Origin of the sequence: Variovorax sp. LjRoot130, from assembly GCF_964253755.1 — a bacterium.
Lineage (GTDB): Bacteria > Pseudomonadota > Gammaproteobacteria > Burkholderiales > Burkholderiaceae_C > Variovorax.
The window spans coordinates 218,133-230,382 of sequence record NZ_CAXURM020000002.1; the positions used below are offsets into that span (position 1 = coordinate 218,133).

10 protein-coding genes are annotated in these 12,250 nt (G+C 64.2%); 7 read left to right on the forward strand and 3 right to left on the reverse strand.

The genetic code is table 11. From position 1 onward, the window contains the following. Positions 1–10: 10 nt before the first annotated feature. A complete protein-coding gene (locus ACSQ86_RS30760; RefSeq protein ID WP_436310397.1) occupies positions 11–1,561 on the reverse strand; it encodes a tannase/feruloyl esterase family alpha/beta hydrolase in 1,551 nt (516 codons plus the stop codon). A 377-nt stretch (positions 1,562–1,938) separates the two neighbouring features. Beyond that, entirely contained in the window at positions 1,939–2,268 is a 330-nt protein-coding gene (locus tag ACSQ86_RS30765; protein WP_436310398.1) for a TonB-dependent receptor domain-containing protein, read from the reverse strand. 77 nt (positions 2,269–2,345) lie between these two features. Here ACSQ86_RS30765 and ACSQ86_RS30770 point away from each other — a divergent pair, with 77 nt between their 5' ends. The 5 genes from ACSQ86_RS30770 to dctA all read left to right on the forward strand — a co-directional run bounded on the left by ACSQ86_RS30770 (position 2,346) and on the right by dctA (position 8,066). After that, positions 2,346–3,206, forward strand: coding sequence for an FAS1-like dehydratase domain-containing protein (locus ACSQ86_RS30770; protein ID WP_436310399.1), 861 nt, complete (start codon positions 2,346–2,348; stop codon positions 3,204–3,206). A gap of 37 nt (positions 3,207–3,243) precedes the next feature. After that, on the forward strand, positions 3,244–4,434 hold the full coding sequence (locus tag ACSQ86_RS30775; RefSeq protein WP_436307362.1) for a CaiB/BaiF CoA transferase family protein: 1,191 nt from the start codon (positions 3,244–3,246) through the stop codon (positions 4,432–4,434). A 10-nt stretch (positions 4,435–4,444) separates the two neighbouring features. After that, positions 4,445–5,272 (forward strand): HpcH/HpaI aldolase/citrate lyase family protein, encoded by an 828-nt coding sequence (locus ACSQ86_RS30780; protein WP_436307361.1) that lies wholly within the window; start codon positions 4,445–4,447, stop codon positions 5,270–5,272. A 38-nt stretch (positions 5,273–5,310) separates the two neighbouring features. Then, positions 5,311–6,657 carry a class-II fumarase/aspartase family protein gene (locus tag ACSQ86_RS30785; RefSeq protein ID WP_436307360.1) on the forward strand — a complete coding sequence of 449 codons (1,347 nt, stop codon included), beginning with the start codon at positions 5,311–5,313 and terminating at the stop codon, positions 6,655–6,657. Between the two features lie 74 nt (positions 6,658–6,731). Continuing rightward, on the forward strand, positions 6,732–8,066 hold the full coding sequence (gene dctA / locus ACSQ86_RS30790; RefSeq protein WP_436307359.1) for a C4-dicarboxylate transporter DctA: 1,335 nt from the start codon (positions 6,732–6,734) through the stop codon (positions 8,064–8,066). Between the two features lie 80 nt (positions 8,067–8,146). Here dctA and ACSQ86_RS30795 read toward each other — a convergent pair whose 3' ends face one another. Next, positions 8,147–9,070 carry a LysR family transcriptional regulator gene (locus ACSQ86_RS30795; RefSeq protein ID WP_436307358.1) on the reverse strand — a complete coding sequence of 308 codons (924 nt, stop codon included), beginning with the start codon at positions 9,068–9,070 and terminating at the stop codon, positions 8,147–8,149. Positions 9,071–9,220: 150 nt separating this feature from the next. Between ACSQ86_RS30795 and ACSQ86_RS30800 the strand changes: the two genes are divergently transcribed. Together ACSQ86_RS30800 and ACSQ86_RS30805 are read left to right on the forward strand one after the other, a co-directional pair. Beyond that, on the forward strand, positions 9,221–10,192 hold the full coding sequence (locus ACSQ86_RS30800) for a Bug family tripartite tricarboxylate transporter substrate binding protein (RefSeq protein WP_436307357.1): 972 nt from the start codon (positions 9,221–9,223) through the stop codon (positions 10,190–10,192). 1 nt (position 10,193) lies between these two features. Beyond that, the gene (locus tag ACSQ86_RS30805; protein ID WP_436307356.1) at positions 10,194–12,218 is read left to right on the forward strand and encodes a 4-oxalomesaconate tautomerase; all 2,025 of its coding nucleotides are present in this window, start codon (positions 10,194–10,196) and stop codon (positions 12,216–12,218) included. Positions 12,219–12,250 lie beyond the last annotated feature (32 nt).

Genomic DNA, 12,250 nt, shown 5'->3' on the forward strand with positions numbered 1-12,250 from the left:
CCTCGCCGGCTCAATCCGGATCGACGCAGCTGAAGCTCGCCGCGGAATCGACGTCGCCCGTTCCCTTGTACTTGCTCACTTTCGGCCACGCGCACAGCGGCATCGTGCGTTCCACTGCGCCGGTGGGTTGGTTGCCCGCGTACTTGGTAGCGATAATCTCGTTTGGCACGCGCCCGTTCTCGACCCACTGCTCCATGGCGGCGAGCAGGTCCTCGGTCGGATCCGTCGCTTTCTGGGGGAACGGAACGGCAGGGCCGCCAGACCAGTTGCCGAAGTAGTTGGGGCCAACGCCGCCACGGCAGTGACCCATGCCCGGTACGTTAAACAACTTGACGAACTGGTTCGATTGACCGGGCAGAGTCTTCTCTACCGTTTGCAGATAGTTCAGCGATTCTTCAGGGGCAGCGACCGGATCGGCCAGGCCCTGGAACAGGATCATCTTGCCGCCTCGGCCCTTGAACGCGGAGAGGTCGCCGCTGGTGTGGTCCACGGCGAAGTTGAGCGCGTTGCGCATCACGTCCACGTCGGTGCCGAAGTCGAAGGTCCGCCAGTTCCAGTTCGTGCCCCAGATCCATTGAAACGGGAAGTTGCCGCCTTCCGAAATGGACGTGGGTGAAGGGACTGCCGTCGAGAAGCTGAGCTCGGTGCCTCGCAGGAAGCCAGGATAGATTTTTTCACCGGTCACCGAGTGGCTCGGGCCCGCATAGATCTTGCGCAACGCGCCGACCTGACCGGCGGACAGGCAGTCCGGGCCGTCGCCGGACGTGCATTGCAGGACGACGGGGTCGACCGTGCACTTGTCAGGTCGTCCGATCACCCCGTCCGTGAGGCCATCGAGGGCATCGCAGCTGGCCATCACCTTGTCCGCCCACAACTTGCGTTTCTCCTGCGTGAAGTAGGTCGTCATGTCCTGTTGGGTGACGGCATATGCCCAGAGGCCAGCAACGTGGGCAGGCACGCGGTTGTGGCCCATCGCGCCGACGACGATCCCGTCGTAGTCCTGTGGATACCGGATCGCCTCGGCGACCCCTTGGGCGCCTCCGGTGGAGCAGCCCATGAAATACGAGCGCGACGGGGCTGCCGCATAGAACTGCTTTAACAAGGCCTTCGACAAGGTGGTCATCAGGTGCGTCGACCGATGCCCATAGTCGACGACTTTCTCCATCTTGCCGACCATGGTGCTCACACCGTCGGGGCCGGTGCCCATGTCCGTGTTGGCCACGGCATAGCCGCGACGCAGGCCGACTGCCAGGTCGTTGTAGCGGATGGCTCCGCCGGCGCCGCCGTTGCCCGTCCCGAGGAACTTGCCGTTCCAGTTGGCCGGCATCCAGAGCTCCACCTTGATGTTGGACTCCGCTGTCGGCTTCATCGTCGCGGCCAGGCGGCAGAAGGCCGGCACGTCATTGAGGGTCGCACCCGTCGGGGTAACGAACTTGCCTGCAGGGACGTCCTCCGCGGTGGTGAACGTGGTATCCGCCAGCGTCGTGCCTGCCAGCGAGGCGCAGCTCGGGGACGCGGGCTGCGCCGGCGCTGGCTGCCCACCCACGGGCGGCAGGGCCACGAAATTCCCATCCGAGCCCCCTCCGCACGCGGCGACAAGGACGGCAGAAGAGGCTGCAATCAGCAACCGCGAAGGAAAAGACGGCAAGACTCTGCCCTCTCGATTCATGAGCATTTCGATTCTCCGACGGGTATGGCTCGGTGGCGGCAAGCGCCGATCGCGAACCGGCGCAGGGTGGCTTCATCGCGTCGGTAGAGCTTGGACCCGGCGCGATGGGAATACATTACTTTTCAACTATTCAGGTGTCAACCTTAGGAATTACCCTCGGCTGGTGGTGCTGACACTGCCTGCCCGCCGCCCTGCGCCAAGACGTCCCCGACGCGCCGCTTCGATTGGGCGGGCGGCTTGCGGCCGCAAACCCTCGAGTCGATCGAGGCTCAATTGATGTGTCCGTTCAAGGAACTCGCCGCGGGGGGAATAGGCCGACGCTTGAACGAAATCGCTTGTTCCATGACTTCGCCTGCCGCAACGGAGAATCCCGGTGTGTCGCTTGCTGTCAGTACGTTCGTCTTCTTGATGTCGAACACCGCCAGATTGGCGCCCAGGCGCTGATCCCGCGTTTGCAGCTTCAAGCCGGCCTCGAGCGCAGTGGAGTACTGCGGATCGACTGCCTGGCCGTTCTTGTCAATGCCGATATTGCCGCGGACCGATCCTGCGCGAGCATATCGTTTATGCGCCCGATGCATCAATCGTTCTGAATCTTGCAATTCACTTTGTCCTGCCAAGGCGCGAGACTCGTTCGCAAGGTTCCTCAGATACAGGAGCCGCAACTGGAGACAAGTGAGTGACTCTTCAAGCTGAAGAACTTCGTGCCTGGATCGGACGCAGCGAGACCATTCAGGACGCTGTTAACCCGACGCCGGTCATCGCGCTGACCGCCACGCTGGATCACCCTTCGGTGCCCGTCGAGACCGGCACCACTTTGCCGTACCTTTGGCATTGGTTGTATTTCCTGCCGATGCATCGACAGTCGGAAATCGGCGCCGATGGGCACGCCAAGCGCGGCGGCTTCCTTCCTCCGGTGCCACTGCCTCGCCGCATGTGGGCCGGCAGCCAGTTCGAGTTTCGCTCGCCCATACGAGTCGGTGACCGGGTCGCGCGAACCTCGACCATCGACGACGTGACCGTCAAAGAGGGCCGCACCGGCACGCTTGTCTTCGTCAAGGTCAGGCACGAGGTGCGCTGCAACGACGGCAGCGAACCAGCGCTCGTCGAATTCCACGACATCGTCTACCGCGAGGCTCAGGGTCCGAACGACGTCGCCCCACCGCCACAAGCCGCGCCTGCGGAAGCCCAATGGAGGCGCTCCATCGTGCCGGATGACGTGCTGCTGTTTCGCTACTCGGCACTCACCTTCAACGGCCATCGCATTCACTATGACAGGCAGTACGTCACCAAGGTCGAGGGCTATCCCGGCCTGATCGTGCATGGACCGCTGATTGCAACGCTGCTTATGGATCTCCTTCGGCGCCAGATGCCGCAAGCCGATGTGGCCAGCTTTCGATTCAAGGCGGTGCGCCCGACATTCGACCTGCATCCGTTCCATCTCCAGGGACAACCTGAAGCCGACGGAAAGACCATCCGGCTCTGGGCCTCCGATCACGAAGGCTGGCTCACGATGGACGCGACTGCGGTCCTGCGCTGATCTCCATCAACCCACCTACCTTCGGATAGAGCAACACATGCAGCCACTCAAGGGCCTCACGGTCGTCACGCTGGAGCACGCGATCGCGGCGCCTTTCGCCACGCGCCAACTCGCTGACCTCGGCGCACGCGTCATCAAGATCGAACGGCCGGGATCGGGCGATTTCGCCCGAGGCTATGACGAGCGCGTGCACGGACTGGCGTCGCACTTTGTCTGGACCAACCGCTCCAAGGAGAGCCTGACGCTCGACGTCAAGCATCCCGAGGCGGCCACGATTCTGGAACGCCTGGTGCTGGAGAAGGCAGATGTCGTCGTACAGAACCTCGCGCCCGGTGCCGCTGCGCGCCTCGGCCTCGGGTATGAAATGCTGTCCGCCGCAAAGCCGGGGTTGATCGTGTGCGACATCTCAGGCTATGGCGACGACCCGATCAACCCCGGTCCGTACCGTGACAAGAAGGCCTACGATCTTCTTATTCAGAGCGAAGCGGGGTTCGTCTCGGTCACCGGCACGCCCGATGAGCCGTGCAAGGCCGGTCCATCGATCGCCGACATCGCCGCGGGCATGTACGCGTACAGCAGCATTCTCGCGGCGCTGTTGCAACGCGGCCAGACCGGCAAGGGGCAGCGCATCGACATCTCCATGCTGGAGTCGCTCGCCGAATGGACCAGCTATCCGCTCTACTACGCCTTCGAAGGCGCCGCACCACCACCGCGAACCGGCGCCAGTCATGCAACGATCTACCCCTATGGCCCGTTCCCCACGGGTGACGGCAACATGGTGATGCTGGGCCTTCAGAATGAACGCGAGTGGGCCAGTTTCTGCGAGACGGTGCTGCAGCGACCGGCGCTGACTGCCGATCCTCGCTTCACAGCCAACTTCAAGAGGGTGGCCGAGCGCGACGCGCTGCGCAGAATCATTGTGGAAGCCTTCTCATCCCTGACCAGGGCACAGGTGGTCGAACGGCTCGAACTCGCGCAAATCGCCAATGCCCAGGTCAACACCATGAATGATGTCTGGGCCCACCCGCAACTGAAGGCGCGCGGGCGTTGGACCGAAGTCGGCTCGCCGAAGGGCCCGCTCCCCGCCATGCTGCCGCCCGGCACCTGGGACGTGGGGCCGCGCATGGACCCCGTGCCGGCACTCGGTCAGCACACCGACGCAATCCTTGCCGAGCTGGGCTACGGCGCGGCCGAGATCGAGGCGCTGCGCGCGGCCAAGGCTGTCTGAGGTGGGCATCATGTCCGTTGCTTCCAATATCCCTCGCACCTACCTCTTCGTTCCGGGCACGCGGCCGGAACGCTTCGGCAAGGCGCTGGCAAGCGGCGCGGATGCCGTCATCCTGGACCTTGAGGACGCGGTCGCAGCCGACGACAAGGCGCTTGCCCGCCAGGCGATCGCAGACTGGTTCCGTTCCGCATCCGCGGGCGACCGGACGCGCACGGTGGTGCGCATCAACGATGCCGCGTCGCCGTGGTTCGATGACGACTTGGCGGCGTTGCGCAAGGCCGGGGCCTGCAGCGTTCTGCTGCCCAAGGCCGAGTCTGCACAGCAGGTCGCGGCGACGCTCGCCGTGCTGCCCGGAGCCAGCGTTCTCGCGCTGATCGAAAGTGCGCGCGGGGTGGCCGGAGTCGACACCGTCGCCGCCGCGGGCGTGTCGCGTCTGGTGTTCGGCACGTTGGACTTCGCATTGGACCTGGACATCGAGATTGATAACGACGCTTCGGGTCTCGCCTACGCGGCCAGCCGCATCGCGATTGCCTCGCGCGTGGCAGGCCTGCCGGCGCCGGTCGCCGGGGTCACGCCACAGCTGGACGATCGCAAGCGCCTTCTGGCCGATCTGGCTTCGGCGCGTGCTCTTGGCTTTGGCGCCAAACTGTGCATTCATCCGAGCCAGGTCGAGCCCATTCACACCGCGCTGAGACCCCCCGCAGAAGCACTGGCGTGGGCGCAGCGAGTGTTGGCAGCCGATGCAGCGTCCCCGGGCACTGCGCGGCTCGACGGCCGCATGGTCGATCGACCTGTGGTCCTGCAGGCGCAACGCACGCTGGCCCTGGCCCGCGACTGAATCTACCCTCAACATCCAGCCCAGAAAGATCCAACACCATGGCCTCCACCATCATCGACTCGCGCATCTTTGGCGACATGTTCAGCGACGCGCGCATGCGCGACGTGTGGTCTGACGAGAACCGGACCGCCAAGTACCTCGACATCGAACGCGCGCTGGCCAAGGTGCAGGGCGAGCTCGGCATCATCCCCAAGGATGCGGCGGACGAGATCGTTCGCAACTGCGAGCTATCCCAGATCGACTGGGCGAAGCTCAAGGCCAAGACCGAGCAGATCGGCTACCCGATCATTGCGGTCGTCAACCAGATCAACGCCAACTGCCGCGACAAGCTGGGCGAGTATTGCCACTGGGGCGCTACCACGCAGGACATCACCGATACGGCCGCGGTGCTGCAGATGCGCGAAGGCCTCGCATTGGTCGAGCAGGATCTGGACCAGATCGGAGAAGCACTGGCTGCGCTGGCAAAGAAGTACCGCGACACGCCGGTGATCGGTCGCTCCAATCTGCAGCAGGCCACACCGATCACCTTTGGCTACAAGATGGCAAGCATCCTGGCCGGTATCGACCGTCACCGCGAGCGTCTGCAGCAGCTCAAGCCACGGGTGCTGATGGGCGAGTTCGGCGGCGCGTCGGGCACGCTGTCGTCGCTGGAGAAGGGCGCGATGGAAACACAGGCCGGCCTGATGAAGGAACTCGGCCTTGCCCAGCCACTGATCTCCTGGCACACGGTGCGCGACACCATCGCGGAGGTGGGAGCCTTCCTTGGACTGGTGGGTGGCTCGCTCGGCAAGATCGCGATGGACGTCAAGCTGATGATGCAGACCGAAGTGGCCGAGGTGTTCGAGCCTTTCGCACCCGGCCGCGGCTCGTCGTCGACCATGCCGCAGAAGCGCAACCCGATCTCCTGCCTGTACATCCATGCCAATATCTCTGTGGCGCGTCAGCATGTCGCTGCGCTGATGGATGCGATGGTGGCCGACCACGAGCGCTCGACGGGCCCTTGGGAGATCGAGTGGGTGTCCTTGCCGGAGATTTTCTGCCTGATGTCCGGGGCGCTGAAGCAGACCAAATTCATCCTCAAGGGCCTGGAAGTCGACGCCACGCGCATGCGCGCCAACATCGACATCACGAATGGACTCGTGATGTCGGAGGCCGTGATGATGGGACTGGGCCCCTACATCGGCCGCGAGTACGCGCACGACCTGGTCTATGACCTGTGCCGCCAGGCACTGGCCGACAACCGACCGCTGGTCGAAATCCTGGTCGCCCATCCAGAGATCAACAAGCACGTCACGCGAGCCCAACTCGACGCGATGTGCGACCCGGCCAACAACCTCGGCCAAGCCGGCGTCATGGTCGATCGCGTGCTCAGCGCGCGCCGCTGAGTCCGTCTTCGCTACCGACCGAACCGGCGCAGACCGGTACGCATTTGTGCGCCTCTCATACCGGAGACAACGTCGTGAACATCCGCAAACTCCTAAAGCTGCTCTATGTACAGGTCCTGATCGGCCTGATCCTCGGCATCACCGTGGGCCACTACTGGCCCGAGTTCGGCGCCGCCCTCAAGCCGCTTGGCGACGGCTTCGTCAAGCTGGTCAAGATGATGATCGCGCCGGTGGTGTTCTGCACCATCGTGAGCGGCATCACTTCGCTTGGCGACTCCAAGGAGATCGGCAAGACCCTGCTCAAGGCAATGGGCCTCTTCTACGCCCTGACAATTCTCGCGCTCATCACGGGCTTGGTCACCGTTTTGCTGATTCAGCCGGGCGCCGGTATGCACATCGATCCGAGGAACCTCGATGCCTCCGTGGCGACGCGCTTTGCGAACCAGGTGCATATCCATGGCTTTACCGACTTCGTCATGCACATCATCCCGAACGCGTTCGTCGGCGCTTTCGCCGAAGGCGAGGTGCTGCCTGTGCTGCTGCTCGCGGTGCTCTGCGGATTCGGGCTGACGAAGATCGGGGTGGCCGCCAAGCCGGTGCTTGAGGGCATCGAAGGCTTTTCGCACATGCTCTTCGCGGCCTTCGGCATCATCATGCGGCTGGCGCCGATCGGCGCATTCGGCGCGATGGCGTTCACTGTAGGGCGTTACGGCATCAAGTCGATCGGTTCACTCGGACTGCTGATCGGGACCTTCTATGTGGCCTGCATCTTCTTTGTCGTCGTGGTGCTCGGCGTGTTGTCGCGTCTGCACGGGTTCAAGCTGTGGCAGGTGATGCGCTACATCAAGGAAGAACTGCTCGTGGTGCTCGGTACGTCGTCCAGCGAACCAGTGCTCCCCCGTCTCCTGCTCAAGCTCGAACGGCTGGGTTGCAAAAAGGGCGTGGTCGGGCTGGTGCTTCCGACCGGCTATTCGTTCAATCTCGACGGCACGGCCATCTACCTCACGCTGGCGTCGATGTTCATCGCCCAGGCCTGCGACATCCATCTCACGTGGCTGCAGATCGGCTCGATGCTGGGCATCATGCTGCTGACCTCCAAAGGCGCGGCGGGTGTGACAGGCAGTGGCTTCGTCGCCTTGGTTGCCACGCTCACGGTCATGCCTGATTTGCCAGTGGCCGGCGTCGCGCTGATCGTCGGGATCGATCGCTTCATGTCCGAGGCGCGGGCGCTTACCAGCACCATCAGCAACGCTGTGGCTTGCATCGTGGTCTCGATCTGGGAGAACGCTTGCGACCGGGACGTGCTGCGGCGCGAACTGGCCGCGAACTACGCCAACACCGAGCACGAACTCGAAGAGGGGTCCGCAGACCCGCAGCTGCCGCTCGGCCACGCTGGCCCGGCACACTGATGCCAAGCGCCAAGCGCCAAGCGCCAAGCGCCAAGCGCCAAGCTTCGAGCTTCGAGTTCGGCCGCCTCAGAAGACTCAACTCACCGCGCGGCGGCCTTCTGGCTTGCGCGCTTTGTCTTCATCTCAGAGAAGAACTCGAAAAACTGCAGGGCGGCCGGCGAGAGGGTGCGGCCCTTGCGCCGAATCAGGCCCACCTTGCGACTGACGACCGGTTCGACCAACGGGACGCTGACCAACAGCGGGTGATCGGCGCCCGGCATGGCGATCGAGGGGACTGCCGCGACGCCGAGCCCGGCTTCGACCAGCCCCAGCATCGTCGTGACATGCTGCGCCTCGTAGATCGCTTGCGGGCGCCCCGGCAGACCTGATAGCGCCTGGTCCAGCAGCAGGCGGTTTCCAGACGCCTTGCTCACCGAGATGTAGTCGTACTGCGCCAGGTCCGTCCAGCTCACCTTCCGCTTGCCCGCGAGCGGATGGTCGCGCCGGCAAGCGGCAACGAAGCGCTCCTCCATCAGCGGCTTGAACTCGATGTCGGGTTCCTGGCCTCCAATGAAGTTGAGCCCAAAATCCGCCTCGCCACGCGACACGGCGGCGAGCACCTCATTGGCGCTCGCATCGAAGACCTTGACCCGGACCTTCGGGTATCGCTCGTGATAGCGCGAGATCACCTGCGACACGAAGTAGTAGACCGTCGACGGCACGCAAGCGATGGTGACCTCGCCCATGCGCGTTGCCGCCACCCCGCGGATGCCCAGCAGCGTGAGGTCCAGATCGTCAAGCAGCTGCTGCACCTTCCGGTCGAAGTCGCGCCCGACCGCCGTCAGGCTCACCCGCCGCGTGGTCCGCTCCAGCAGCCGTACTCCGAGCGCTTCTTCCAGCTTCTCGATGCGCCTGCTGAACGCGGGCTGCGATACGTGCAGCGCTTCGGCCGCCTTGCGAAAGCTGTTCAGTTCGGCGACGGCGCGGAACGCCTGCAGGTCGTTGAGGTTGAAATTGATCGCCATGGTCAGGTACCGCAGGCATGTTTGACTGATCGACAGTGTGCATCAATCGATCCTAAACATGCAATTCACAGCAAGCATCGAACCGAAGACCATAGGTCCACGGTCAAGGAAGCGACCTGGATGCCAATCTTTCAACCATCGGAGACATCAATGCAACTTCACAACGCACCCGTCCTGTGTGCCTTGGCCTCGGCGGCTGTGCTCTTCTGCAGCGGCGCGCTCGCCGCCTATCCCGAAAAATCGATCACCATCGTCGTGCCGACCGCCGCCGGGGGCGCCAACGACGCGATGGCGCGAGTCATCGGCCAGGCGATGTCGGCCGCCCTCAAGCAACCGGTCGTCGTCGACAACAAGGCGGGCGCCAACGGCGCGATTGCCAGCGAGTTCGTCATGCGCGCCGCGCCGGATGGCTACACGCTGATGCTCGGCTATGTGGCCACGCATGCGATGAATCCCGCACTGCAGAAGCTGCGCTACGACCCGGTGAAGGACTTCGAGCCCGTGGCCATGGTCGGCACGTCCGCGACGCTGATGGTCGTGACCCCTTCGGTCAAAGCGAACAATGCGAAGGAACTCGTCGCCGCGCTCAAGACCGCCCCGGACAAGACGAGCTACGCGTCTGCTGGCAACGGAACGGCACCGCATTTCGCCGCTGAGATGTTCAAGCTGTCGACGGGCACCAGCATGCTTCACGTACCGTACAAGGGATCGGCGCCTGCGATCACCGACACGATCGGCGGCCAGACACAGGTGATGTTCCCGAGCCTCTTCACTGCCATGCCCTACGTCAAAGCCGGCAAGCTCAAGGCGATCGGCGTAGCCGGTACCAAGCGTTCGCCGCAGATGCCGGACGTGCCGACGCTCAAGGAGCAGGGCGTCGACAACGTGGATGTTTCGCAGTGGTACGGTATCTTCGCGCCAGCCAAGACTCCGAAGCCCGTGATCGAGCAACTCAACAAGGTGCTCAATGCGGCCTTGGCCGACAAGGGCGTCATCAAGAAGCTGGAGGACCACGGCGCCGAGGTTGAAACCATGACTTCCGAGCAGATGCGCACCTATGTGCAGCAGGAGCAGGTCAAGTGGAAGAAGGTGGTCCAGGCGGCAAAGCTTTCGGCCGACTGAGATGAGCAGGACCATTCCCTGCGTGCTGATGCGTGCGGGTACCTCGCGCGGCCCTTTCTTCCTGAGGGAGTGGCTGCCTGAAAGCGACGAGGAGCGCGACCAGGCGCTGATCGGCGCGATCGGTGCCTCCGATCCGCTGCAGCTCGACGGCTTGGGCGGCGGCAGCACCCTCAACAGCAAGGTCGCCATCGTTTCCCGTTCAAAGGAACCGGGCTGCGATCTGGACTACCTGTTCGCGCAGGTGGGAGTCGGACACCGTTCCGTCGACACGCGGCCGAACTGCGGCAACATGCTGTCGGGCGTCGCGCCCTTCGCAATCGAGCAGGGGCTGGTCAAGGCGCAGGACGGGGTGACGCGGGTACGCGTCTTCAATGTCAACACGCGATCGCGCATCGACGTCACGGTCAGGACGCCCGGCAAGCGCGTCACCTACGAGGGAGATGCGCGCATCGATGGCGTGGCCGGTACGGCTGCACCAATCCTCCTGAACTTCCTGGACGCGTGGGGTGCCGTGACGGGCAAGGTCTTTCCGACCGGTCGGCGGATCGACACGATCGACGATATCGAGGTGACGTGCATCGATGCGGCGATGCCGCTGATGATCGTGCGCGCGCGTGACCTGGGCGTCACCGGCGGCGAAAAGCCCTCGGCGCTCGATTCGAATACGGTACTGCTGGAGCGGCTCGAGAAGCTGCGTCTTCAGGCCGGCCTGTTGATGGGACTCGGGGATGTTTCGGGCAGCGTCATTCCCAAGCCGGTGCTGGTCAGCGCAGGAGACTCGCCGGACAGCATCACCTCGCGCTACTTCACCCCACGCCGCTGCCATGCTTCGCATGCGGTGACTGGTGCGATCGGCGTTCTCAGCGCCTTCGCACTCCCGGGCACCGTCGCCAGTGCCTCTGCTCGCGAGCCAGGCCGTCACAACCTGGTTCTCCTGCACCCGGCAGGGCAGATCGACGTGGAAGTCGAGCTTGCGGGTCGGGCGGACGATGCGACCGTGAAAGCGGCGGCGCTGGTGCGTACCGCCAGAAAGATCATGCAGGGCGAGATGCAGTTGCCCGACTATGTCTTTACGCGCCCTGAGGCCGTTGCGCGTCAGTCGGCCACGTTCCCGCGCAAACCGATCACCATCATCGTGCCGACCCGTGCGGGCGGCGGCAACGACACGATGGCCAGGATCATCGCGGCCGAACTGAAGCCGCTGCTCGGCCAAGAAGTTCTCGTGGACAACCGGGCCGGCGCAAATGGTGCTATCGCGAGCGAGTATGTGGCCAGGGCAGAACCGGACGGCCACACCCTCATGTTCGGCTACGTGGGCACCCACGCCATGAACCCCGCACTCCAGAAGCTGGGCTACCACCCTGTCAAAGACTTTGAGCCGGTCGGGTTGATCGGATCGTCGCCGACCCTGATGGTGGCCAACCGGCACGCCGGCTTCGACGACGTTCGCGGCCTCCTGCAGCGTTTGCGCAGCGGGCCGGGCAGCATCAGATACGCGTCGGCCGGTGACGGTACGCCGCCACACTTCGCGGCGGAGCTGTTCCAACTCAACACGGGCACGAGGATGGAAGGTAGAACCCATGAGGGTGCAGCGCCTGCGATCGTGGACACACTCGATGGTCGCTCGCAGGTCATGTTTCCGAGCCTGTTCACCGCGCATCCCTTCATCCTCGACGGCCGGCTGCGCGCCCTCGCCGTTGCGGCCCCGGCGCGTCTCGAAGCGTTGCCTGCGGTGCCTACGCTCTCGGAATCAGGCATCGAAGGGGTCGATGTCTCGCAGTGGTATGGGCTGTTTGCCCCTGCACGCACCTCGCCCGCGGTGGTCGCGCAGATCAACCGCGCCCTCAACGAGGTTCTCGCCAATCCGCAAGTGGTTGCCCGATTCGAACGCCAAGGCGCCAGGGTCGAGGCCGGTCCGCCCTCTGCACTGCGAGAACGCGTTCGGCACGAGTTCGGTCGTTGGCAGGACGTGGTGGACGAGGGCGGCCTCGCGCCGCAAGACATCCGTCTGCTTGCGGCGGATTGATCGGCCGAATCACCCAGACCCGGCACTCGTTG